The following is a 22,661-nucleotide window of genomic DNA, read 5'->3' as shown; positions in this document are numbered from 1 at the left end:
CGCGGGTCACCACGCCCGCCGCCGCCCGCGCCGCGCCTGGGTGTAGAGCCCCGCCGCCAGCAGCGCCAGCAGCCCGACCGCCCAGTACTGCCAGGCCTGCGAGAGCCCCAGGAAGGTGGTCGCGTTGGTGATCTGCTGGATCAGGAAGGCCCCCAGCAGCACGCCCACGAACGACCCGCGGCCGCCGAACAGGCTGGCGCCGCCGAGCACCACCGCGGTGATGCAGGTGAGCGTGTAGGAGGTGCCCTGCGACGCGTCGCCGATCCCCAGCTGGGCCATCAGCAGGACCGCGCCGACGAAGGTCATCAGCGAGGCGCCGACGTAGGCCAGGATCACCGTCCGCCGGACCGGGACGCCGACCGCGTGGGCGGCGTCCTCGCGCGATCCGGCCGCCCGCAGCCGCAGCCCCCAGCGGCGCCGGCGGAGCCCGTGCTCCAACCCGATCGCGACCGCCACCGCAACCAGGAACGCGACCGGGATCCCGGCGACGGTGGTCTGGATCGCCGAGGTCACGCCCTCGCTGATGTAGCCGCCCTGCTCCGGCCGCAGCAGCTGCGAGAGCCCCTGGAGCGCGATGTAGGTGGCCAACGTGGCGGCGATCGGCGTGAAGCCGGCGAACCGCACCAGGCTGCCGTTGAAGGCCCCGACCAGGGCCGCGATCGCGATCATCAGCGCGAAGCCGAGGATCATCGTCCCGGTGCCCTTGCCGTCGACGACGAAGAACGACGCCACGACCACCAGCAACCCCGCCAGCGGCCCGACCGAGAGGTCGATCCCGCCGGTCATGATCACCAGCAGCTGGCCGAAGCTGATGAAGATCAGCACCGACAGCAGGGTCAGCATCGAGGTGACGTTGAACGAGGACAGCACCCGGGCGTTGTCGCCGTAGGTGTAGATCCCCAGCAGCACGATCACCGCCACCAGGATCGCCGCCGGCCCGTAGTCGGACGAGGCGAAGCGGCGGACCGCGGCGAGCGCCCCGGCGCCGCCGGCCTCCTCGTCGTCGCGGCGGACGGCGGTCGCGGTGACGATCGCGCGCGCCATCGCCTCCTCGGTCACGTCGTCGCCGGCCAGCTCGCCGACCACCTGCCCGCGGGAGAAGACGACGATCCGGTCGCAGAGCCCCTCCAGCTCGATCGAGTCGGAGGAGACGACCAGCACCGGGATCCCGCTGGCGGCCGCCTCGCGGAGGATCCGGTAGATCTCCATCCGGGCGCCGGCGTCGACGCCCTGGGTCGGCTCGTCGGCCAGGATCAGCGTCGGCTGGGCGAGCATCGCCCGCGCCAGCACGACCTTCTGCTGGTTGCCGCCGGAGAGCGACGAGACCGGCGTCTCCAGCGAGGCGGTCCGGATCCGCAGCTCGTCGCGCTGGGCGGCGACCGCGCGCCGCTCCGCCGCCGGCTGCAGCACGCCGCCGCGGGCGAACCGCCCGAGCGAGGCGATGCTGGCGTTCTCGCGCACGGAGAGGTTCATCATCAGCCCCTCCTCGTGGCGGTCGGAGGGCAGGTAGGAGATCCCGGCGGCCCGCGCGCGGCGCTCGCTGCCGAGCCGGATCGGCTCGCCGTTCAGCCGCGCCGTGCCGCGCGCCCGCTCGAGTCCCGCGAGCGCCCGCAGCAGGTCGGCCTGGCCGTTGCCGGCGATCCCCGCCAGCCCGACGATCTCGCCCGGCGCGATCCGCAGGTCGACGTCGGCGAAGCCGCGACCGCTGAAGCCCTCCAGCTCCAGCACCGGCGCCTCGTCGGTACCCGGCGGGCGCTTGTCGGGGAAGGTCGCCTCGATGCTGCGGCCGACGATCAGCTCCAGGATCCGGTCGTCGCTGAGGGCGTCCATCGCGCCGCTGCCCTGGACGGCGCCGTCGCGCATCACCGTCGCGCGGTCGGCGATCTCGCGGACCTCGGGCAGCCGGTGGGAGATGTAGACGATCGCCGTGCCCTGGGCGGCCAGCTCGCGGACCAGGTCGAGCAGCGCGGCGGCGGCGTCGCGGCCGAGCGGCGCGGTCGGCTCGTCGAGCACCAGCACCTTCGGGTCCTGGGCCAGCCCCTTGGCCAGCTCCAGCAGCTGCCGCTGGGCGACGGTCAGGTCCTCGACCCGCTGGTCGAGGCCCGCGGTGCAGCCGGCGCGGTCGAGCTGGCGGCGCATCTGCTCACGGGCGCCGCGGTCGCCACGGCCGAGCCGACCCGGCAGGGCGACGGCCATGTTCTCGGCCACGGTCAGGTCGGGCATCAGCGCCGGGTGCTGGCGGACGATCGCCAGGCCGGCGGCCTGGGCCGCGGTCGGCGAGCCGGCGTCGAGCGCGACGCCGCCGATCTCGACGCGGCCCTCGTCGGGCACGATCGAGCCGGCGGTCACGTTCATCAGCGTCGACTTGCCGGCGCCGTTCTCGCCGAGGAGCGCGTGGACCTCGCCCGGGTGGACCTCGAGCGAGACGTCGCGGATCGCCTGGACGGCGCCGAAGCGCTTGCTGACGGCGCTGATCCGCAGCGCCGGCGCCAGGCCCGGCGTGGCGGGGCCGGGACGCTCGATCGTGCCCGACGGGGTGGTTCGGTTGCTCACTGGATCTCCTCGGCGCGGCGGGGCGGCACCGTCCCGGCGCCGCCCCGCTGCTCGGCTGCGCGCGGCTACTTGAACACCGCGGTCAGGTTGGCCTTGTCGAGTCCGGACGAGAGGATCGCGTCGCCCGGGAGGGAGGGATCGCACTCCGGCGGCTTCGGCTTACCGGAGACCGAGTCCTCGGCGGTCGCGTTCTTGACGTCCAGCTCGGCCGGCGGCGTGCCCCCGGCGGCCTTCGCCACGGCGGCCTGGACGGCGGTCCGCACCATCCAGTTCTGCGACGAGTTGGTGTACAGCTCGAAGTCGGGGTTGGTCGGCTTCAGCTTCTTCCAGTCGCAGGCGAGCTGGTTGGAGTCCTCGGTCGCGATCGGCGGGATCTTGCGGCCGGCCTGCTTGAAGACCGGCAGCGCGCTGTCCATCGCCGCGCCGTAGTCGGCGGCGATCGCGTCGATCTTGGGGAACTTCGCGAGCGCGGCGGTGACGACCTGCTGGGTCTTGGCCGGATCCCAGTTGGTGACGTTGAACGGCTGCTGCCCGATCAGCTTGATGTTCGGGTGCTTGTCGAGGACGCTCTTCAGGCCCCCGAGCCGGTCGAGGCTCTGCTGGACGCCGGCCGGGCCGCCCAGGTACAGCACGTTGCCGCCCTTGGGCAGCAGCTTCACCAGCCACTCGCCCCAGAGGATCCCGTACTGGTCGGAGTCGGTGCCGACGTAGGCGCTGTAGTCGACGCCCTCCTTGCCGCCGGGCGGCGAGCGGTAGGGGACGACCGTCGCGCCGGCCTTGACCGCGCTCCGCATCGCCGGCAGCAGCGCCTTGCCCGCGTCGGGGAAGACGACCATCGCGTTGACCCCCTGGGCGACGAGGCCCTGGAGGTCGGAGATCGCCTTCTGCGTGTTGCCCTGGCCGTCGGTGTAGACGAACCCGGTCACGTTCGGGCACTTCTTCGCCTCGAGCTCGGCGATCTTGCGCGTGATCCGGCGCCAGGTGTCGGCGCCGTTGCCGTCCGAGAGCGAGAGCTTGATGTCCTTGTCGCCGCACCAGGCCGGTGCGTTGCCCTTGGCGGCGGTGGCGCCGTCGGTCGAGCCGCTGCTCGAGCCGTCGTCGCCGCCGCAGGCGCTGATCGCGGTCACGGCCAGCAGGGCGGCGGCGCCTGACGCCAGCCGTCGCCAGTGGCGGAACGGGGTCTCCATCGTGGTTCTCTCTCCCTTGGTGGTCGTACGGATGCGGGCAGCGGCGACCACGCGGACCGTGGTGGTCGGCGGGACGGCGTGCTCGGTGGTGGTCTGGAGGGGCGGGCGGGCCCGCCGGGCCGCTCAGCCGGAGCCGGCGGGAGCGGCGGGTCGTCCGCGGCCGGTGAGCGCACCCACGCGCTCGCCGACGGCGGACCAGTTCACGCTGTAGACGCCGATCCCGACCGCCAGCGCCACGGCCTGGACGAGGTTCTGCACGGCGCTCGAGGCGCCGGTGGCCAGCACGAACTGGTCGAGCTGGGTGAGGAAGAGCGCGGCGACGGCGGTCGCGGCGACGCTGCCGACGCCGCCCAGCAGCGAGGTGCCGCCGAGCACGACCGCGGCCACCGTCGGCAGCAGGTAGGCGTCGCCCGAGGTGATGCTGGGGGTGGTGACGACGCCGGCCAGCAGGATCGCGGCGCAGCAGTAGAGCAGCGCCGCGCCGACGTAGGCCGCCAGCTGGTAGCGGAGCGGGTCGATGCCGGCGGCGCGGGCGGCGGGGGCGCTGGCGCCGACCGCCTCGTAGCGGCGACCGACGGTCGTCCGCTTGATCAGGAACGAGACGCCGAGCATCACCACCGCGGCGATCACGATCGTGGTCGGGATCCCCAGCACGTGGCCGTTGGCGAACCCGTGCAGGGCCTCGGTGGTGGTCGTCGGCGAGCCCTTCGAGATCTGGACGATCGCCCCCAGCAGCAGCGCGTTGACGCCGAGGGTGGTGACGATCGGGGTGATCCCCAGACGGGTGATCAGGAGGCCGGACAGCAGCCCGGTGGCGGCGGCCACCACGAAGGCGAGCACGATCGCGCCGGCGAGCTGGCCGCCGTCGCCGTTCGGCCCGTGGGTGACGAGCACGACGACCAGCGACATGATCCCGGGGACCGAGAGGTCGATCCCGCGCTGCTGGATCACCAGCGTCTGGCCCATCGCCGCGATCGCCAGCACCGCGGCGAACGGCAGCATCCCCTGGAGCACGCTGCCGCGGACGCTGTCGGGCTGGAAGAGCACGCTGACGAGGAACAGCGCCGCCGTCGCGATCGCGATCACGACCCAGGCGGGGCGGCCGCGGCCGGCCCACGGCCACCGCGATCGCGGCGACGACGGGGCCGGGCTCTCGGGCGGCGTTCCGGCGGTGGTGGCGTGCTCGTTCATGGCGTTGGGGCGACGGTCGGAGGCGGGCGGCGGCGGGTCGTTCCACCGCGCCCAACCTGATGTCGTGGGTCAGGCTAGATCGCGCCAGCGGGCCGGGGCACCCTCCGAACGGAGGTTGTCTTGCGCCCCGTCCCGGCCGGCGAATCGCGGGCTCAGGAGAGGGTCCAGCCCCCGTCGACGAGGACCGGCGTGCCGTGGATGAAGGAGGCCTCGTCGCTGGCCAGGAAGAGCGCCAGCGCGGCGACCTCCTCGGGCTCGCCCCAGCGGCCGGCGGGGGTGGCGGCGATCGCCGCGTCGACGTGGGCGTTGGCCTGCTCCGGGGTCCGCAGCTCGGTCGTCATCCCGGTCGCGACGGCGCCGGGGCAGACGGCGTTGACGCGGATCCCGTGGCGGCCGTAGTCGAAGGCCAGCTGGCGGGTCAGGCCCAGCAGCCCGTGCTTCGAGGTGGTGTAGGCGGCCCCGCCCCCGCCGCCGACGAAGGCCGCGATCGAGCAGGTGTTGACGATCGCCCCAGCGCCCTGCTCCAGCATCGTCGGCACCACCGCCCGCGCCAGCAGGAACGGCCCGGTCAGGTTGACGGCGAGGATCCGCTGCCACAGCTCCGGCGACGCCTCGTGGGCGGGCACGTAGTCGTCGAGGATCCCGGCGTTGTTGCAGAGGACGTCGATCCGCCCGCGGCCGGCGACGTCGGCGACCAGCGCGGCGACCGCGTCCCCGTCGCTGACGTCGAGCGCCGCCGGCCGCACCCGGCCGTCGTCGGCGAGCGCGGCGGCGACCCGCTCGACCCGCGCGCCGTCGACGTCGACCGCGACCACCTCGGCCCCCTCGGCGTGGAGGCCGCGGACCATCGCCGCGCCCATCCCCGACCCGGCGCCGGTCACGATCGCGACCTTCCCCGCGAACCGCGCCGTCCTCGTGCTCGTCTGGCTCATGCGCTCACGCTAGGCGCGGGCGCCGGGGCGGCGGCACCTCCGAACGGGGGTTCACTCCTCCACCAACCCCCGCACCGCCGCCGCGATCGCCTCCGGTCCCGGCAGCGCCAGCGCCTCCAGCGGCGGGCTGTAGGGGGTCGGGGCGGCGACGGCGCCGAGCCGGCGGATCGGGCCCTCGACCTCGTACAGCAGCCGCTCGGTCAGGCGGGTGGCGATCTCCGCCCCGGGGCCGAAGTCGGCGACCGCCTCGTGGACGATCAGGGCCCGGCCGGTGCGGCGGACGCTGCGCTCCAGGCCCTCGTGGTCGAGCGGGGCCAGGGTCCGCAGGTCGAGCAGCTCGACGCCGACGTCGGGCAGGTGCTCGTCGCAGGCGCGGGCGACCTCGTCGACCATCCGGCCCCAGGCGATCACGGTCACGTCGTCGCCGGCGCGGACGGTCCGCGCGCGGCCCGGCGGCAGCGGCTCCCACGGACCCTCGGGCGCCCGCCGGTTGTAGAGCCGCCGGTTCTCGACGAAGACCACCGGCCCGTCGTCGCGGATCGCCGCCCGCAGCAGGTCGGCGACGTCGCGGGGATCCGAGGGCAGGAACACCTTCAGGCCCGGCACGTGGGCCAGCAGCCCCTCCAGGCTCTGCGAGTGCTGGGCCCCGCTGCTGCGCCCGCCGCCGGTCTGGGTCCGGAAGACGATCGGGATCCGCGCCCCGCCGCCGGTCATGTAGCGGAGCTTCGCCGCCTGGTTGACGATCGGGTCGAGGCAGACCGTGACGAAGTCCATGTACATCACCTCCGCCACCGGGCGCAGGCCGGCCATCGCCGCGCCGACCGCGGCCCCCAGCACGCCGGCCTCGGCGATCGGGGTGTCGATCACCCGCTCGGGACCGAACCGCTCCTGGAGCCCGCGGGTCGCCCCGAAGACCCCGCCCCCGGCCCCGACGTCGACCCCGATCAGGACCACGTCGGGATCGGCCTCCATCTCGGCCGCGAGCCCCTCGCGGACCCCGTCCAGGTAGCGGGGCGGGCGCGGGTCAGCCATGGACGTCCTCCAGCAGGGTGCCGGCCTCCGGGTAGGGGGCGGCCAGGCCGCGCTCGACGGCGCGGTCGATCTCGTCCTCGGCGGCGGCCCGGATCGCCGCCACCGCCTCGCCGTGGCCGGCGGCCTCGAGCACGGCGACGGCCCGCTCGATCGGGTCGCGCTCGCGCCAGGCGGCCAGCTCGGCCTCGTCCCGGTACGGAGTCGCGTCGCCCTCGTAGTGGCCGTGGACCCGGTAGGTCATCGCCTCGACCAGCGCCGGGCCGGCCCCGGCGCGGGCGGCGGCGACCAGCGGCTCGACCGCCGCCCGCACCCCCGCCACGTCGTTGCCGTCGATCCGCTCGGCGTGGTGCAGCCCGTAGCCGCGGACGCGCTCGACCAGCGGGTCGCCGCGCCACATCCGCTCGCTGTCGGTGAACTCGGCGAAGCCGTTGTTCTCGATCACGAACAGCACCGGCGCCTCCCACAGCACGGCCAGGGTCAGTGCCTCGTGGAAGGGACCGGAGTGGACCGTGCCCTCGCCCGCGAAGGCGACCGCGACCGCGTCGCTGCCGCGGCGCTTGGCCGCCAGCGCCGCCCCGACCGCGATCGGCAGCCCGGCGGCGACGATCCCGTTGGCGCCGAGGATCCCGATCGACGGGTCGGCGATGTGCATCGAGCCGCCCTTGCCGCCGCAGGTCCCGGTGGCGCGGCCGAACAGCTCGGCCATCATCCCGTCGGCGTCGAGGCCCTTGGCCAGGCAGTGGCCGTGGCCGCGGTGGGTGGTGGTGATGTAGTCGTCGTCGCGCAGCGCGCCGCAGACGCCGGCCGCGATCGCCTCCTGGCCGATCGAGACGTGGACGAAGCCGGGGATCAGGCCCTCGCGGAAGTGGCGCGAGACCCGCTCCTCGAAGGCCCGGATCCGGACCATCGTCCGCAGGTCGTCGAGCCGCCGCTCGTGGTCGTCGCCGCTCATCGGGCCTCCTCGTGGTCGCGCAGGCGAGCGCGCAGCCGGTGCTTCTGGACCTTGCCGCTGGCCGTCTTCGGCAGCGCGTCGACCAGCTCCAGCCGCTCGGGCAGCTTCTGGTTGGCCAGCCGCCGCTCCCGCAGGAACGCGACCAGCTCGTCCAGCTCGAGCGGCGCCCGGCCGACGACGAACGCGCAGGCCCGCTCGCCGAGCACCGGGTCGGGGGCGCCGACCACGGCGACCTCCTCGATCGCGGGGTGCTCGATCAGCAGGTCCTCGATCTCCTTGGCGCTCAGGTTCTCGCCGCCGCGGACGATGATGTCCTTCATCCGGCCGGCGATCCGCATCCGGCCGTCGCCGTCGACCTCGGCCAGGTCGCCGGTCCGGAACCAGCCGTCGGCGGTGAACGACTTCCCGTTCAGGGCCGGGTCCAGGTAGCCGAGGCACAGCTCCGGCCCGCGCACCTGCAGCTCGCCGCGGGCGCCGGTCGGCAGCGGCGAGCCCGCCTCGTCGACGATCCGCAGCTCGGTCGGGGCGATCGCCGTGCCGTCGCTCTCGGCGTGCTGGTCGAGCGGCGCGTCGGGCGCGCTGCCGGTCACCGTCGGGCACTCGGTCGAGCCGTAGACGCGGGTGGCGAGCATCGCGGTCCGCTCGCGGGCGGCCCGGATCAGCGCCGGCGGGATGTCGGCCCCGCCGCAGACGAAGACCCGCATCGAGGAGACGTCGTGCTCGGCCAGCGTCGGCGCGTGGACGATCCCGTGCAGGAACGGCGTCGCCCCGACGGTGAAGCTGCAGCGCTCGTCGGCGATCAGCCGCAGCGCCCGGTCGACGTCCCAGGTGTCCTGCAGCACGACCGGCGCGCCGACCATGAACGGCAGCTGCATCCCGTAGAGCAGGCCGGTGATGTGGGTCACCGGCGAGGCCATCAGCACCACGTCGCGCTCGTCGACCGCGTAGAGGTCGATCACGCTGCGGCATTCGTGCAGCAGCGTGTCGTGGCTGTGGAGGACGCCCTTCGGCTCGGCCTCGGTGCCGGAGGTGTAGAGCAGCAGCGCCGGGTCGCGGGATGCGCGCTCGACGGCGGCCGGCGGCCCGTCGGCGGCGGCGCAGACGGCCTCCAGCGAGGTGCTCGCCGGGCCGGGCTCGCCGACCACCAGCACGTGCTCCAGCGCGGGCAGCTCGTCGCGCAGCCGCTCGGCCATCGCCCGGTGGTCGAAGCGCCGGAAGACGTCCGGCACCACCAGCACCCGCGAGCGGGCCTGGCGGAGGATGAAGCCGACCTCGCGCTCGCGGTAGATCGGCACGATCGGGTTGCTGACGGCGCCGATCCGCAGCGCCGCGTGGTGGACGACCAGCGCCTCGATCCGGTTCGGCAGCTGGAACGAGACGACCTCGCCGGGCCCGACGCCGAGCCGCTGGAGGGCCGCCGCCGCGCGCTCGGCGGCGGCGTCGAGGGTCGCGTGGTCCCAGCGGCGGTCGCCGTCGACCACCGCCAGCCGCCGCGGGTGGCGGCGGGCGCCCTCGCGCAGCGCGGCGTCGACCAGCTCGCCGCTCCAGGCGCCGAGCGCGACGTAGCGCTCGGCCGCGGGCGAGGGCGGCAGGACGATCCGCCCGTCGCCCGCCGATCGTGCGCTCACCGGCACCGGTCCCGTCAGGCGGCCACGGCCGGGACCGGGTCGATCAGGTGCTCCAGGAACCAGTCGGTCGCGGCCTGGGCGGCCTGCGACAGCAGCGAGCGGTCGCTGTAGAGCGTCATGTGGGTCGAGTCGCCGACGACGACCAGCTTCTTCTTCGCGGTCGGCAGCTTGTTGTAGGCCTCGATCTCCAGGTCCCAGAGGGTCAGGTCGTCGCGCTCGGCCACCACCACCAGCGTCGGCGTGTTGAGCAGCCGCGGCAGGAACGGGTCGACGCTGTAGCTCATCAGCAGCTCGGCCGACTCGATCGTCGAGCGGTTCTCGTAGGCCGGGGCCTCGCGGACCTTCAGCTCCTTGAAGGTCTCGTAGGTCTCGGGGAACGGCCAGGCCGAGACCTCGGTCGTCGGGTCGGGCGCGGCGTGCGGCATGAAGCCGTCCTCGCCGGTCGCGAAGCGGCGCCGGCGGTCGTCGAGGATCGCCTGCTCGAAGGCGCGGAAGCCGATCGTGCCGTGGACGCGGCGCATGTTGCGGTAGCCGTCGACGACCGGGATCTGCGACGCGACGACCTTCACCCGCGGATCGGTGGCGCCGACGATCAGCGCGTGGCCGCCGCTGTACGAGAGGCCCCAGACGCCGATCCGGTCGCGATCGACCTCGTCCAGCGTCTCGGCGAACGAGATCGCGTTCTTGTAGTCCTCGACCTGCCAGACCGGGTCGATGTGCTGGCGCCGCTTGCCGCCGCTGGCCCCGAAGTTGCGGTAGTCGAAGAGCAGCGCGGCGAACCCGGCCTGGGCGTACATCTCGGCGTAGTGCGGCTGGACGAGCTCCTTCACGTAGCACCAGCCGCCGGCCATCACGATCGTCGGGAACGGGCCGTCGCCCTCGTCGGGCGTGTAGAGCCATCCGCGGATGGTGTCCTCGCCGCTGGTGAACTCCACGTCTCGTCGCACGTCGCGCTGCTCCTGTCGGGGGTCGTCGGCCGGCGGACCTCCACCGGCGGGAGCCGACGCTAGCCGCCGTTCCGGGGCCGCCGGACCGTCCGATCGGAGGTTGTTCGCGGCCCGGCCGAGAAGCGTCCGATCGGAGGGGGCGCGGGGTCCGATCGGAGGTAGCCGCGGGCCCTTCGGCGGCAGCAGAATCGCCGCCGGTCCCCTGCTGTCCGACCCCCGGAGCGCCGATGCCCGTCCTTGCCATGCCCCGCCTCTCGGACACGATGGAGGAGGGCACGATCGTCGCCTGGCTGAAGCAGCCCGGCGAGCGGGTCGCGGCGGGCGAGGACGTCGTCGAGATCGAGACCGACAAGGCCACGATGGCCTGCCAGGCCGAGGCCGACGGGCCGCTGACGATCCTGGCCGAGGCCGGCGAGACGCACCCGGTCGGCCATCCGATCGCGCGGATCGGGGAGGAGGACGGCGCGGCGGCGGAGGTTGCGCCCGCGGCCGGCGCGTCGCCCACCCCAGCGGACGACGGGCCGCCGCCCGCCGCCCCGCCGTCCTCCTCCCCCGTCCCCGCCGCGGGCGCCGCCGGCGACGTCCGCGCCTCGCCGGTCGCGCGGCGGATGGCCCGGCGGCTCGGGGTCGACCTCGGCGCGGTCGCCGGCAGCGGGCCGCGCGGGCGGGTGCAGAAGGCCGACGTCGAGGCCCACGCCGACGCGCCGCGGCCGGCCGCCGCCCCGGCGCCGGTCGCGGAGGGCGGCCGCGGCGCCGTCGCCGTCGAGCCGCTGAGCCGGATCCAGCGCACGATCGCCGAGCGGATGCTGACGGCGAAGACCACCGCCCCCGAGTTCGTGCTCGAGGTCGACGTCGACATGACCGCCGCGGTCGCGCTGCGCGACGAGCGGCGGCGGCTCGACGGCGACGACCCGCTGCCGTCGCTCAACGACCTGGTGGTGCGGGCCAGCGCGCTGGCCCTGCGCGAGTTCCCGCGGGCCAACGGCGCCTTCGGCGAGGACGGCTTCGCGCTCTTCGAGCGGATCAACGTCGGGGTCGCGGTCGCCGCTGACGACGCGCTGGTGGTGCCGACGATCTTCGACGCCGACCGCAAGGCGCTGGGCCGGATCGCCGAGGAGACGCGGGCGCTGGCCCAGCGGGTCCGCGACGGCTCGATCGCCCCCGCCGACCTCGGCGGCGGCACCTTCACCGTCTCGAACCTGGGGATGTTCGGGATCGACCGCTTCACCGCGGTCCTGAACCCGCCGCAGGCCGCGATCCTGGCCGTCGGCCGGGTGGCGCTGCAGCCGCGCTGGGACGAGGACGCCGGCGGCTTCGTGCCGCGTTCGACGATGCGGCTGAGCCTGACCTGCGACCACCGGATCCTCTACGGCGCCGACGCCGCCCGCTTCCTCGGCCGGATCCGCGAGCGGCTCGAAGCCCCGCTGCGGCTGGCGCTGTGAGCGACCCGATGAGCGATCCCGCGCTGCCGCTGGCGCCGCTGACCGCCTTCCTCGACGCCCACGGGCTCGGCCGCGGACCGGTCGCCGCGGTCGCGATCGGCGAGGGCCACTCGAACCTGACCTACCTGCTGCGTCGCCGCGACCGGCGGATGGTGCTGCGGCGCCCGCCGCTCGGACCGCTGGCGCCCTCAGCCCACGACGTCCTGCGCGAGGCGCGGCTGCTGCGGGCGCTGCGGCCGGCCGGCGTGCGGGTGCCGGAGGTGCTGGCCGTCGGCGACGACCCGGCCACGATCGGCGCGCCGTTCTACCTGATGCCGTTCCTCGACGGCCACGTGCTGACCGACCGCGTCCCCGCGGCGCTGGCCGGTCCCGCCCGCGCGGCCGAGATCGGCGAGCGGCTGGTCGACGCGCTGGTCGAGCTGCACGCCGTCGATCCGGGCGCCGAGGGGCTGGCCGGGCTCGGCCGTCCCGACGGCTACCTCGACCGGCAGCTGCGGCGGTTCGGCGCGCTGCTGGCCGAGCACGGCACCCGCCCGCTGCCCGACCTGGAGGCGACCGCCGAGCGGCTGCGCGCGACCCGGTCGGCGTCCGGCCCGGCGACCGTCGTCCACGGCGACTACCGGCTCGGCAACGTGATGCTGGCCACCGACGGCGGGCCGCTGCGGCTGACCGCGATCCTCGACTGGGAGCTGGCCACGATCGGCGACCCGCTCGCCGACCTCGGCTACCTGACCGCGATGTGGGCCCGACCCGGCGATCCCGAGGACGACCCGATGCTGGCCCTCGGCGCCGTCACCCGCGGCCCCGGTTTCGCCGACCGCGAGCAGCTGGCCGCCCGCTACGCCGAGCGCTCCGGGCGCGACGTCGCCGGGCTCCGCTGGTACCAGGCGCTGGCGGTCTGGAAGGCGGCGATCTTCCTCGAGGTCAGCTACGGCCGCCACCTCGCCGGGGCCACGACCGATCCCTACTTCGCCCGCCTCGGCGCGGGCGTCCCCCGGCTCGCGCGCCGCGCGCGGGCCCTGATCGAGGAGACTCCCGTCGCATGAGCGTTCCCTCTCCGATCCTCGACGCCTTCGGGCTCCACGGCCGGGTGGCGATCGTCACCGGCGCCTCCTCCGGCCTCGGCGTCGCGTTCGCCCAGGCGCTGGCCGAGGCGGGGGCCGACGTCGTCCTCGGCGCCCGCCGCGTCGACCGGCTGGAGCAGACGAAGGCGCTGGTCGAGGCGACCGGCCGCCGGGCCGTCGCGGTCGCCACCGACGTCGCCGACCCCGACAGCTGCCGGGCGCTGGTCGCGGCCGCCGTCGAGCAGCTGGGGCGGGTCGACGTGCTGGTCAACAACGCCGGGATCGGGACCGCCGTGCCGGCCCTGAAGGAGACGCCGGAGCAGTTCCGCTCGGTGATCGACGTCAACCTCGCCGGCGCCTACTGGACCGCCCAGGCGGCGGCCGCGACGATGACCGAGGGCGGCAGCATCATCAACATCTCCAGCGTCCTCGGGATCACCACCGCCGGGCTCCCGCAGGCCGCCTACGCGGCCAGCAAGGCCGGTCTCGACGGGCTCACCCGCGACCTCGCCCAGCAGTGGACCGGGCGCCGCGGGATCCGGGTCAACTCGGTCGCGCCCGGCTTCTTCGCCTCGGAGATGACCGAGCAGTACCACGAGGGCTACCTGGAGCGGCAGGCCCAGCGGATCCTCGCCGGCCGCACCGGCGACCCGCGCGAGCTGGCCGCGACCGTCGTCTTCCTGGCCGGCCCCGGCGCGGGGTACATCACCGGCCAGACGATCGTGGTCGACGGCGGCCTGACGATCGCCTGATCGCGGCCACGGCGCCGGTCAGGGCTGGACGAGCGCCACCAGCCCCTGGCCGTCGGGCCCGGCGAAGATGTCGCGCAGCAGCTGCTCGACGACCGTCATCACGTCGGCGTCGGGCGCCACGCTGGCGGCGAAGTCGCCCAGGTAGAGCAGGTTCTTGAAGAAGAGCACCAGCTCCTTCGGGATCCGCACGCCGCCGCCGGCCAGCACCCCCAGCAGCCGCCCCAGGGTCAGCCCGAGGCGGTCGAAGGTGACGGCGCCGTCGCTGCGCTCGGCCAGCCGGTCGATCTCGGCCTGGAACCGCTCGACCAGCAGGTCGACGTCGCTGTCCGGGGCCAGCGCTCCGAACGAGCGCATCGCCTCGACCTGCATCCGCGCGTCGGCGCCGGCGAAGCCGATCAGGAACCGCACCAGCCCGGCCCGCTCGAGCGCCGTCAGCCGGCCGCAGAGGCCGAGATCGACGAGCGAGAAGCGGTCGCCGTCGATCAGCACGTTGCCGGCGTGGAGGTCGCCGTGGAAGACGCCGTGGCGGAGCGTCGCCTCGAGCACCGCCCGCATCCCGGTCTCCAGCAGCCGCTGGCCGTCGACCTCGGTCCCGCCGGGCTGCTCGGCCAGCCGCGCGTAGGAGACGCCGGGCAGGTGCTCCATCACGATCACCCGCTCGCTGACCATCCCCGGCAGCGGCCGCGGCACCCGCACGCCGTCGACGCCGAGGTCCTCGAGGACCGCGATCGACTCGACCAGGTTCGCCGCCTCGAGCCGGAAGTCCAGCTCCTCCAGCGAGAGCCGGGCGAAGACGCCGACGAAGCCGGGCAGGTTCGCCACCCGCACCGTCTGGTTGACGCGGTCGGCGCCGGCGCAGACCAGCGCCAGGGTCTCGATGTCGGAGCGGAAGCGGGCCCGCAGCCCGGGCCGGCGGACCTTGACGACGACCTCGGTGCCGTCGCGCAACCGCCCGCGGTGGACCTGGCCGATCGAGGCCGCGGCCAGCGGCTCGGGCTCGATCTCCAGCTCGTCGGCGCGGGCGCCCAGCTCGCGGCGCAGGATCTCCTCGGCGGTGCCCTCGGGCAGCGGCGGGGCGGCGTCGCGGCACCAGGCGAAGGCGTCGACCCAGGCGTCGGGCAGCAGCCCGCGGGCGCTGGCGATGAACTGGCCCAGCTTGACGTAGGCCGGGCCGCCGGCGCGGACCAGCCGCTGGGCGCGGGCGATCGTGCCCGCCGACGGGTCGGGCGGCGAGACCGGCAGCCCGAACGCGGTGGCGGCGGCGCCGACCAGCACCACCGGCGCGTCGGGCGCGGCGGTCCGGGCGACCCGCCAGCCGGTGGCGGCCAGCGCCCCGAGCGTGTCGGGCCAGATCCGCGGGCTGGCGATCCGCTCGGCCTCGGCGGCGAGCGCCCGGCGGCCGGCGTTGGCGGCGGCGTGCCAGGCCAGCGACTGGGCGCGGAGCCCGGGCAGCTCGTCGAGCAGCCGCGAGCCGCGCAGCAGCAGCACGCGGTTCGGCAGCGGCGGGGGCGCCGACACGTCGGGAGCCGCGGAGGTCGCCGTCATCGCCGCAAACTACCAGCGGTCGCAACCCCGCTGTCTGTGCGACAGCGCACCGTCTAGGCTGGCGCCCCATGGTGGCCGCTCTCCCGCCCGCCGTCCGCGCCTGGCGCGACGGCGGTCGCACCGCGACGATCGCCGGCCGGCGGCTGTTCGTCCGCCATCGCGTGGGCGACGGCAGCGCCCCCGACGCCCCGCCGCTGCTGCTCCTGCACGGCTTCCCGACCGCCTCGTTCGACTGGCGGGCGACGATCGAGCGGCTACCCGGGCATGAGGCGCTGACCTTCGACTTCCTCGGCTTCGGGCTCTCGGAGAAGCCGCGCGGCCACGACAACGACCTCTTCGAGCAGGCCGACCTGACCGAGGGGGTGGTCGCCGCGGCGGGGATCGACCGGCCGCTGGTGATCGTCGCCCACGACATGGGCACGACCGTCGCCAACGAGCTGATCGCGCGCGAGATCGAGGGCCGGCTGCCGTTCGCGCTCGCCGGGGTGCTGCTCAGCAACGGCTCGGTGGTGGTCGAGCGGGCCAGTCTGCGGCCGATCCAGAAGCTGCTCCGCTCGCCGCTCGGCCCGCTGGTGGCGCGGCTCTCCAACCAGCGGGTCTTCACCCGCCAGATGGCGGCGCTCTTCTCCCCCGGCCACCCGCTCGACCCGGCCGAGGCCGCCGCCCAGTGGGCCCTGGCCGCCCACGACGGCGGCCACCGCAACGCCCACCGGCTGGCCACCTACAACGGCCAGCGGGTCGCCTTCGCTGAGCGCTGGCACGGCGCCCTGCGCGAGTGGGACGGCCGACTGGGGCTGGCCTGGGGCCTGCTCGACCCGGTCGCCACCACCGCGGTCCTCGACGCCCTCCGCGAGCTGCGCCCCGCCGCCGAGCTGACGACCTTCGCCGACCTCGGCCACTACCCGCAGGTCGAGGACCCCGCGCGGGTCGCCGAGGCGATCGCCACCTTCGTCGCCGGCCGCTGACCGGGGCGCGTTTCGCACCCCACCGGTACCGAACGCGCCCCGGTCAGCGCGGCGGCTCGTCCTGCGACGACGCCGTCGCCTCGTCGAGCCGCTCCGACAGCTCGTCGACGATCAGCAGGTCGCGGCGGACGCGGCGGGTGCGGTAGGCGGCACGGCCGACCATGTGGGCGGCGACCGGCGCCGTCATCAGCTGGAAGACCGCCACCAGCACCAGGGTCGTGACGTCGATCCCGGTCCGCAGCCGCAGCCCGACGCCGGTCAGGATCAGCAGCAGCCCCAGCACCTGCGGCTTCGACGCAGCGTGCATCCGGCTCAGCAGGTCGGGGAACCGCAGCACCCCGATCCCGGCGGCCAGCGAGAGCCCCGCCCCGAGCACCAGGCAGACGGCGGAGAGGACGTCGGCGGCGCCGCTCACGGCCGCGGCCCTCCCGCGTCGCCCCGCGGCTCGTCCTCGTCGCCCGCGGCGAACCGCGCCACCGCGACCGAGCCGACGAAGCCGAGCAGCGCCAGCACGGCCAGGATCGGCAGCGTCGTGCCGTGGCGGTTGAAGGCCGCCTCCAGCCCGATCCCGCCGATCAGGCACGAGAGGAAGACGTCGAGCCCGACCATCCGGTCGAGCACCGCCGGGCCGCGGACGACCCGCACCAGCGCCATCAGCGCGCCGAGCCCGAGCGCCGCCCCGGCGATCCAGATCACCACCGTCATCGCGTCGCCTCCTCGTCCTCGGGCGGCCGCCAGCAGGCCAGCGCGGCGCGGTCCTCGGGCGAGCCGATCGCCCGGATCATCCGCGCCTCCAGCGCCCACGCCCGCCGCCGCTCGCGCTCGACGGCCGCGCGGTCGCGGACCCCGATCAGGTGCAGGTAGAGGATCCGCTCGCGGCGGTCGACCTCGACCACCAGGCTGCCCGGGACCAGGCCCAGCGCCTCGGCCACCAGCGTCAGCAGCAGGTCGGAGCGGGTCCGCAGCCGCAGGCCGATCACCGCCGTCGGCGGTTCGGGGCCGGGCCGGACCGCCAGCCAGGCGACCTGGGCGCTGGCCCACAGCACGTCGCTGGCGAAGCGGACCACGAAGGCCAGCGTCGCCAGCGGCCGCGGCCGGCCGTCGACCGCGATCGGGGCCAGCGGGAAGAGCAGCATCACCAGCGCCGCGACGACGATCCCCGACAGCGTCAGGCCCGGCGTCACCCGGCCCCAGAGCAGCAGCCACAGCAGCACCAGCCAGACGGCGGTGACCGGCTGCAGGATCCACGCCCCCGCCACCCGCCGCCGGATCCGCCGGATCCGCGACGGCATCAGCGGGCCTCCCGCTGGTCGACGGCGGTCACGTAGACGGAGCGGTCGCGCAGCTCCTCAGCCGCGCGGTCGCTGAGCGCGGCCAGCGGACCGGCGGCGAAGGTGAAGGCCAGGCCGAGCGCGACCAGCGCCACCGTCGCCCCGGTCATCGCCTTCGGCATCGCCGAGCTGGTGGTGATCGCGCGGCCGGAGAGCGTCGCGCCGACCACCTCGCCGCCGATCCCCGCCCCGCCGCGGTCGCGGTCGGCCTCGGCCGCGCCGGCCTCGTCGGTCCCGTGCACGACCGCCCCGTCCGGTCCCCGCAGCGCCACCCGCGGCGCGCGCCAGAAGACCCGGCTCCAGACCTTGCCGACCGCGTAGAGGGTCAGCAGGCTGGTCAGGACGCTGCCGGCGACCAGGATCCAGGCCAGCGCGGTGCCGTCGACGACCCCGGCCTGGATCAGGGCCAGCTTGCCGAGGAAGCCGGAGAACGGCGGGATCCCGGCCAGGTTCATCGCCGGCAGGAAGAAGAGGATCGCCACCAGCGGCGCGGTCTTCGCCAGCCCGCCGATCCGCTCGGTCGAGGTCGACCCCGCGCGCCGCTCGATCATCCCGGTGGTCAGGAAGAGCGTGGTCTGGATCGTGATGTGGTGGACCACGTAGAAGACCGCCCCGGCCAGCCCCAGCTGCGAGCTGAGCGCGATCCCGAACACCATGTAGCCGATGTGGCTGACGAGGGTGAACGACAGCATCCGCTTGATGTCGGTCTGGGCGACCGCGCCGAGGATCCCGACCACCATCGTCAGCAGCGCCACGACCAGCAGCACGCTGTCGACCCGGCCGTCGGGGAAGAGCAGCGTCTCGGTCCGGATCACCGCGTAGACGCCGACCTTCGTCAGCAGGCCGGCGAAGACCGCGGTCACCGGCGCCGGCGCGGTCGGATAGCTGTCCGGCAGCCAGGCGGAGACGGGGAAGACCGCCGCCTTGATCCCGAACGCCAGCAGCAGCGCCAGCTGCAGGATCAGCCGCATCCCGTCGTCGAGGCCGTCGAGCTTGCTGGCCAGGTCGGCCAGGTTGATCGTCCCGGTGGCGCCGTAGACCAGCCCAATCGCGGCCAGGAAGAGCAGCGACGAGAGGACGCTGACCACCACGTAGGTCGCGCCCGAGCGGATCCGCGACGCGGTCCCGCCGAGCGTGATCAGCACGTAGCTGGAGACGAGCAGGATCTCGAAGCCGACGTAGAGGTTGAAGAGGTCGCCGGCCAGGAACGCGTTCGAGACGCCGGCCGACAGCACCAGGAAGGTCGGGTGGAAGACCGCCAGCGGCAGCCCCTCCTCCTCGTCGGCGGTGCCCTGGCCGTACGAGTAGATCAGGACGCAGAGGGTCACCGAGGCCGAGATCACCAGCATCAGCGCCGACAGCCGGTCGGCCACCAGCGTGATCCCCAGCGGCGGGTCCCAGCCGCCCATCGCCGCCACCTGCGGGCCGTCGCGGTCGGCGGCCACCAGCAGCACGACGGCGATCGCCAGCACCGCGGCCAGGGTCCCGACGCTGATCAGCCGGTGCAGCTTCGGCAGCCGCGGGCCGATCGCGAACTTCAGGCCGGCCGCGAACAGCGGCAGGATCACCGGCAGGGCGACCAGCGAGGTGACGCTCATCGCGGCAGCTCCGTCCCGGTCCCGGTGCCCGGCAGCACGTCGTGCTCGCCGGTCTCGCCGGCGGCGGCGGCCGCGTCGGCCTCCGCCTCGGCCTCGGCGTCGGCGCCGGTGTCGGTCGGCTCCTCGGCGGCACGGCGCGCGACCAGCCGGTCGTCGATGTCGTCCTGGACCTCGTCGCTGCCCTGCAGCTGCCAGCTGCGGTAGGCGAGCGCGAGCAGGAACGCGGTCAGCGCGAAGGTGATGACGATCGAGGTCAGGATCAGCACCTGCGGCAGCGGATCGCTCATCGGCCGGTCGTCGTTGCCGCCGAGGATCGGGGCCCGGCCGGCCTTGCCGCCCATCGCCAGGATCAGCACGTTGATGCCGTTGCCGAGCAGCGCGACGCCGACCATCACCCGGGTCAGGCTGCGCTCCAGCAGCAGCACCACGCCGCTGGCGCAGAGGACCCCGACGACGAGCGCGAGCACCAGGCTCATCGGGCGTGCTCCTCGGCGTCGACCTGGCGGTCGATCTCCGACCCGAAGCTGCGCAGCACGTCGAGCACGACGCCGACGACCACCAGGTAGACCCCGATGTCGAAGGCGGTCGAGCTGTAGAGCTTCAGCGGCGCCACCACCGGCAGGTCGACGACGACCTTGCCGCCCTCGAGGATCGCGTCGCCGAAGATCGCCCCCGCGAGCCCGGTGCCGGTGGCCAGCACCAGGCCGAGCCCGATCAGCAGCCCGGCGCCGACCGGGGCGGTCTCGCCCAGCTCGTAGCGGCCGCCGGCCAGGTAGCGGATCGTCAGCGCCAGCCCGGCGACGATCCCGCCCGCGAAGCCGCCGCCGGGGAAGTCGTGGCCGGCCAGCAGCAGGTAGACGCTCAGCACCAGCACGGTGTGGAAGATCAGCCGCACCACGACCTCGAGCAGGATCGACCGCCGCTCGGGCGCGAGCGTGTTCTCCGCCACCAGCCACTCGCGGGCGCGGCGGGCCTCGGCGGCGCCGCCGGCCGGGGTCTGGGTGACGAGCAGCGCCGGCGCGACCGGCGGCGGGTCGGTCCGCCAGACCGCCTCGCTGTCCTCGGCGTCGGTCAGCCGCGGCAGCGCCCGCGAGCGGCGGCGGAGGAAGATCAGGCTGGTGACGCCGGTGGCGGCGACCACCAGCACCGCCAGCTCGCCCATCGTGTCCCAGGCGCGGACGTCGACCAGGGTCGTGTTGACGATGTTCTTGCCGCCGGCGGCCTGGGCGGCGGCGGCCATCCCCTCGGAGACGGGGACCGCCTCGCGGGCGCCGAGCGCGACGATCGTCACCAGCGTCATCAGCACCCCGACCGCGACCCCGACCAGCAGGTGCAGCCGGCGGCGGCCGGCGTGGCTGACGGTGCCGGTGAAGTGGGCCGGCAGCCGCCGCAGCACCAGCACGATCACCACCAGCGAGACGGTCTCGACCAGGAACTGGGTCAGCGCCAGGTCGGGCGCGCCCTGGAGCGCGAACAGCATCGCGACGCCGTAGCCGACGACGCCGCCGATCATCACCGCCTTCAGCCGCCGGCGGGCGCGGAGGGCCAGGACCGCGGCCGCCGCGACCAGCACCGCCACCATCGCCTGGGCCGGCGAGTCCCAGGTCCGCAGGTCGACCTCCCACGGCAGGCCCAGCAGCAGCGCCGTGGTCAGCGCCGCGATCAGGACCAGCAGGATCGTCATCAGGTACGCGGGCAGCGAGCCGGACTGGGTGGTGCGGGCGGCGCCGACGGCCAGCCGCTCGGTCGCCGCGATCAGCCGCACGTAGCACTCGCGGGCGTCGCGCAGGTGGCTCCAGGGGCGGGCCTTCGGGCGGCTCGGGCCGGTGCCTTTCCCGGAGCCGGCCCCGCCGCCGGTCGTGGCGAGCGCGGCGCCGACCGGCCGCGGCAGCACCAGCGGCCAGCTGCGGCCGGAGCGCTGGAGCAGGAAGATCGCCGCGCCGCCGGCCAGCGCGACCGCGGTCAGCAGCAGCGGCAGCCCGAGTCCGTGCCAGGCGGCCAGGTGCAGCGGGGCCTCGTCGCCGCCGGGGAGGGTGGCGGCGTAGCGCCCGAGCAGCCCGTCGAGCCGCGACGCCGCCAGCCCGACCACCAGCCCGGCCGCGGCCAGCAGCGCCGGGGCGGCCTCGAAGGCGGCCTCGGGGCGCTGGCAGCGGCGGTCGGGCGCGTCGGGCTTGTCGGCGAACGCGCCCCAGGCGAAGCGGGCGGCGTAGGCGGCGGTCAGGATCGAGCCGAGGACCAGCGCGGCCAGCACCAGCGCGTCGGCGGTCCCGCCGTGCTCGAAGGCGCCGAACATCGTCTCCTTGGCGGCGAACCCGGCCAGCGGCGGCACCCCGGCCATCGAGGCGGCGGCGAGCGTGCCGACCAGCGCCAGCCGCGGACGGCTGCGGCGGAGCCCGGAGAGCGAGCGCAGGTCGCGGGTGCCGGTCGATCGGTCGATGATCCCGACCACCAGGAACAGCGCCGCCTTGTAGAGCGCGTGAGCGACCAGCATCGCCAGGCCGGCGAGCGCGGCGTCGCGGGTGCCGGCGCCGACCAGCACCACCAGCAGGCCCAGCTGGCTGACCGTCCCGTAGGCGAGCAGCAGCTTGAGGTCGTTCTGGCGCAGCGCCCGCAGGCCGCCGAGCAGCATCGTCGCCAGGCCGAGGACGAGCACCACCTCGGTCCAGCCGATCACCCCGTGGAAGCCCGGAGCCAGCCGCGCGACCAGGTAGACGCCGGCCTTGACCATCGCCGCCGCGTGCAGGTAGGCGCTGACCGGGGTCGGCGCCGCCATCGCCGCCGGCAGCCAGAAGTGGAAGGGCACCAGCGCCGACTTCGAGATCGCCCCGACCAGCAGCAGCCCGACGCCGATCTGGACGGTGGCGCCGGTCGGCGGGTGGGCGACGATCTCGGAGATCCGGTAGGTGCCCGCGGCCTCACCGACCATCACCGCGCCGACCAGCATCGCCAGCCCGCCGAGGGTGGTGACGATCAGCGCGTCCATCGCCGCCCGCCGCGCTCCGTCGCGATCGGTCGCGTGCCCGATCAGCAGGAACGAGAGGACCGTCGTCAGCTCCCAGAAGACGTAGAGCAGCAGCAGGTCGTCGGCCAGGACCAGCCCCAGCATCGCCCCGGCGAAGCCGACCAGGACGCCGGCGAAGCGGCCCAGCCCGGGCTCGTCGTCGCCGAAGTAGCGGGCGCAGTAGGCGAGCACCAGCGCCCCGACGCCGGCGGCCACCAGCGCCAGCAGCAGCGACAGCGCGTCGAGCCGGAAAGCCAGGTCGAGCCCGAAGGTCGGCACCCACGAGCGGACGTCGACGACGGTCCCGCCGCCGTCGACGGTGCCGACCTGCGTGGCCAGCCAGGCGGTCGCGGCCAGCGGCACCAGCGCCAGCAGCAGGAACGCCTTGCGTCCGAGCCGACCGACGAGCAACGGCGCCGCGAGGGCGATCGCGGCGTGGGCGAGGAGGACGACCGTCACGCGCCGGTCGGGGCCGCGGACGGTCCGGCGGGCGCCGCGTCACGGCGTACGCGCCGTGAGCGGTTCGGGCAGGGGACGCCCC

The 22,661-nt window shown here is 75.1% G+C and carries 19 protein-coding genes; 4 read left to right on the top strand and 15 right to left on the bottom strand.

Going from position 1 to position 22,661, the window contains the following annotated elements:
- Positions 1–6 precede the first annotated feature (6 nt).
- The 8 genes from SH587_RS03175 to SH587_RS03140 all read right to left on the bottom strand — a co-directional run bounded on the left by SH587_RS03175 (position 7) and on the right by SH587_RS03140 (position 10,422).
- Complete coding sequence (locus SH587_RS03175; protein ID WP_320669111.1) at positions 7–2,553, bottom strand: ATP-binding cassette domain-containing protein; 2,547 nt, start codon at positions 2,551–2,553, stop codon at positions 7–9.
- A gap of 65 nt (positions 2,554–2,618) precedes the next feature.
- Entirely contained in the window at positions 2,619–3,740 is a 1,122-nt protein-coding gene (locus tag SH587_RS03170; RefSeq protein ID WP_320669110.1) for a substrate-binding domain-containing protein, read from the bottom strand.
- 123 nt (positions 3,741–3,863) lie between these two features.
- Positions 3,864–4,931 carry an ABC transporter permease gene (locus SH587_RS03165; protein WP_320669109.1) on the bottom strand — a complete coding sequence of 356 codons (1,068 nt, stop codon included), beginning with the start codon at positions 4,929–4,931 and terminating at the stop codon, positions 3,864–3,866.
- 152 nt (positions 4,932–5,083) lie between these two features.
- The gene (locus SH587_RS03160; RefSeq protein ID WP_320669108.1) at positions 5,084–5,863 is read right to left on the bottom strand and encodes an SDR family NAD(P)-dependent oxidoreductase; all 780 of its coding nucleotides are present in this window, start codon (positions 5,861–5,863) and stop codon (positions 5,084–5,086) included.
- Positions 5,864–5,914: 51 nt separating this feature from the next.
- A complete protein-coding gene (locus SH587_RS03155; protein ID WP_320669107.1) occupies positions 5,915–6,895 on the bottom strand; it encodes an alpha-ketoacid dehydrogenase subunit beta in 981 nt (326 codons plus the stop codon).
- Entirely contained in the window at positions 6,888–7,847 is a 960-nt protein-coding gene (locus SH587_RS03150; protein WP_320669106.1) for a thiamine pyrophosphate-dependent dehydrogenase E1 component subunit alpha, read from the bottom strand. Before SH587_RS03150 ends, SH587_RS03155 begins: the two co-directional genes overlap by 8 nt.
- The gene (locus tag SH587_RS03145) at positions 7,844–9,475 is read right to left on the bottom strand and encodes an AMP-binding protein (protein ID WP_320669105.1); all 1,632 of its coding nucleotides are present in this window, start codon (positions 9,473–9,475) and stop codon (positions 7,844–7,846) included. Before SH587_RS03145 ends, SH587_RS03150 begins: the two co-directional genes overlap by 4 nt.
- 14 nt (positions 9,476–9,489) lie before the next feature.
- Entirely contained in the window at positions 9,490–10,422 is a 933-nt protein-coding gene (locus tag SH587_RS03140; protein ID WP_320669104.1) for an alpha/beta hydrolase, read from the bottom strand.
- A 227-nt stretch (positions 10,423–10,649) separates the two neighbouring features.
- Here SH587_RS03140 and SH587_RS03135 point away from each other — a divergent pair, with 227 nt between their 5' ends.
- From SH587_RS03135 to SH587_RS03125, 3 genes are read left to right on the top strand one after another with little or no spacing between them, the layout of a single operon-like run.
- Positions 10,650–11,864 carry a dihydrolipoamide acetyltransferase family protein gene (locus SH587_RS03135; protein WP_320669103.1) on the top strand — a complete coding sequence of 405 codons (1,215 nt, stop codon included), beginning with the start codon at positions 10,650–10,652 and terminating at the stop codon, positions 11,862–11,864.
- Positions 11,865–11,872: 8 nt separating this feature from the next.
- The gene (locus tag SH587_RS03130) at positions 11,873–12,910 is read left to right on the top strand and encodes a phosphotransferase family protein (protein WP_320669102.1); all 1,038 of its coding nucleotides are present in this window, start codon (positions 11,873–11,875) and stop codon (positions 12,908–12,910) included.
- On the top strand, positions 12,907–13,680 hold the full coding sequence (locus tag SH587_RS03125; RefSeq protein ID WP_320669101.1) for an SDR family NAD(P)-dependent oxidoreductase: 774 nt from the start codon (positions 12,907–12,909) through the stop codon (positions 13,678–13,680). The genes SH587_RS03130 and SH587_RS03125 overlap by 4 nt, the downstream gene beginning before the upstream one ends.
- 18 nt (positions 13,681–13,698) lie before the next feature.
- Here the strand turns inward: SH587_RS03125 and SH587_RS03120 are convergent, their stop codons facing one another.
- Positions 13,699–15,225, bottom strand: coding sequence for an ABC1 kinase family protein (locus SH587_RS03120; protein ID WP_320669100.1), 1,527 nt, complete (start codon positions 15,223–15,225; stop codon positions 13,699–13,701).
- A gap of 68 nt (positions 15,226–15,293) precedes the next feature.
- Between SH587_RS03120 and SH587_RS03115 the strand changes: the two genes are divergently transcribed.
- Positions 15,294–16,190 carry an alpha/beta fold hydrolase gene (locus SH587_RS03115; protein ID WP_320669099.1) on the top strand — a complete coding sequence of 299 codons (897 nt, stop codon included), beginning with the start codon at positions 15,294–15,296 and terminating at the stop codon, positions 16,188–16,190.
- Between the two features lie 43 nt (positions 16,191–16,233).
- On the opposite strand, the gene mnhG is transcribed toward SH587_RS03115, so the two are convergent.
- From mnhG to mbhE, 6 genes are read right to left on the bottom strand one after another with little or no spacing between them, the layout of a single operon-like run.
- The gene (gene mnhG, locus SH587_RS03110) at positions 16,234–16,605 is read right to left on the bottom strand and encodes a monovalent cation/H(+) antiporter subunit G (RefSeq protein WP_320669098.1); all 372 of its coding nucleotides are present in this window, start codon (positions 16,603–16,605) and stop codon (positions 16,234–16,236) included.
- Positions 16,602–16,895 carry an MrpF/PhaF family protein gene (locus SH587_RS03105; protein ID WP_320669097.1) on the bottom strand — a complete coding sequence of 98 codons (294 nt, stop codon included), beginning with the start codon at positions 16,893–16,895 and terminating at the stop codon, positions 16,602–16,604. Before SH587_RS03105 ends, mnhG begins: the two co-directional genes overlap by 4 nt.
- On the bottom strand, positions 16,892–17,482 hold the full coding sequence (locus SH587_RS03100; protein ID WP_320669096.1) for a Na+/H+ antiporter subunit E: 591 nt from the start codon (positions 17,480–17,482) through the stop codon (positions 16,892–16,894). Before SH587_RS03100 ends, SH587_RS03105 begins: the two co-directional genes overlap by 4 nt.
- Positions 17,482–19,119: a Na+/H+ antiporter subunit D gene (locus SH587_RS03095; RefSeq protein WP_320669095.1), complete on the bottom strand. Its 1,638-nt coding sequence runs from the start codon at positions 19,117–19,119 to the stop codon at positions 17,482–17,484. The genes SH587_RS03100 and SH587_RS03095 overlap by 1 nt, the downstream gene beginning before the upstream one ends.
- Positions 19,116–19,595, bottom strand: coding sequence for a Na(+)/H(+) antiporter subunit C (locus SH587_RS03090; protein ID WP_320669094.1), 480 nt, complete (start codon positions 19,593–19,595; stop codon positions 19,116–19,118). Before SH587_RS03090 ends, SH587_RS03095 begins: the two co-directional genes overlap by 4 nt.
- Positions 19,592–22,579, bottom strand: a complete 2,988-nt coding sequence (gene mbhE, locus SH587_RS03085; RefSeq protein ID WP_320669093.1) for a hydrogen gas-evolving membrane-bound hydrogenase subunit E — start codon at positions 22,577–22,579, stop codon at positions 19,592–19,594. Before mbhE ends, SH587_RS03090 begins: the two co-directional genes overlap by 4 nt.
- Positions 22,580–22,661: the final 82 nt, after the last annotated feature.

The sequence above is a fragment of the Patulibacter defluvii genome (genome assembly GCF_034096925.1).
GTDB classification, from domain to species: domain Bacteria; phylum Actinomycetota; class Thermoleophilia; order Solirubrobacterales; family Solirubrobacteraceae; genus Patulibacter; species Patulibacter defluvii.
This window is presented reverse-complemented; position numbering and strand designations above follow the sequence as displayed.

What these genes read in the sequence shown, in the direction of transcription:
- SH587_RS03170 (WP_320669110.1), bottom strand. Translation starts at nt 3,740, where the DNA reads ATGGAGACCCCGTTCCGCCACTGGCGACGGCTGGCGTCAGGCGCCGCC.
- SH587_RS03165 (WP_320669109.1), bottom strand. Translation starts at nt 4,931, where the DNA reads ATGAACGAGCACGCCACCACCGCCGGAACGCCGCCCGAGAGCCCGGCC.
- SH587_RS03160 (WP_320669108.1), bottom strand. Translation starts at nt 5,863, where the DNA reads ATGAGCCAGACGAGCACGAGGACGGCGCGGTTCGCGGGGAAGGTCGCG.
- SH587_RS03155 (WP_320669107.1), bottom strand. Translation starts at nt 6,895, where the DNA reads ATGGCTGACCCGCGCCCGCCCCGCTACCTGGACGGGGTCCGCGAGGGG.
- SH587_RS03150 (WP_320669106.1), bottom strand. Translation starts at nt 7,847, where the DNA reads ATGAGCGGCGACGACCACGAGCGGCGGCTCGACGACCTGCGGACGATG.
- SH587_RS03135 (WP_320669103.1), top strand. Translation starts at nt 10,650, where the DNA reads ATGCCCGTCCTTGCCATGCCCCGCCTCTCGGACACGATGGAGGAGGGC.
- SH587_RS03130 (WP_320669102.1), top strand. Translation starts at nt 11,873, where the DNA reads ATGAGCGATCCCGCGCTGCCGCTGGCGCCGCTGACCGCCTTCCTCGAC.
- SH587_RS03125 (WP_320669101.1), top strand. Translation starts at nt 12,907, where the DNA reads ATGAGCGTTCCCTCTCCGATCCTCGACGCCTTCGGGCTCCACGGCCGG.
- SH587_RS03120 (WP_320669100.1), bottom strand. Translation starts at nt 15,225, where the DNA reads ATGACGGCGACCTCCGCGGCTCCCGACGTGTCGGCGCCCCCGCCGCTG.
- SH587_RS03115 (WP_320669099.1), top strand. Translation starts at nt 15,294, where the DNA reads ATGGTGGCCGCTCTCCCGCCCGCCGTCCGCGCCTGGCGCGACGGCGGT.
- SH587_RS03105 (WP_320669097.1), bottom strand. Translation starts at nt 16,895, where the DNA reads ATGACGGTGGTGATCTGGATCGCCGGGGCGGCGCTCGGGCTCGGCGCG.
- SH587_RS03100 (WP_320669096.1), bottom strand. Translation starts at nt 17,482, where the DNA reads ATGCCGTCGCGGATCCGGCGGATCCGGCGGCGGGTGGCGGGGGCGTGG.
- SH587_RS03095 (WP_320669095.1), bottom strand. Translation starts at nt 19,119, where the DNA reads ATGAGCGTCACCTCGCTGGTCGCCCTGCCGGTGATCCTGCCGCTGTTC.
- SH587_RS03090 (WP_320669094.1), bottom strand. Translation starts at nt 19,595, where the DNA reads ATGAGCCTGGTGCTCGCGCTCGTCGTCGGGGTCCTCTGCGCCAGCGGC.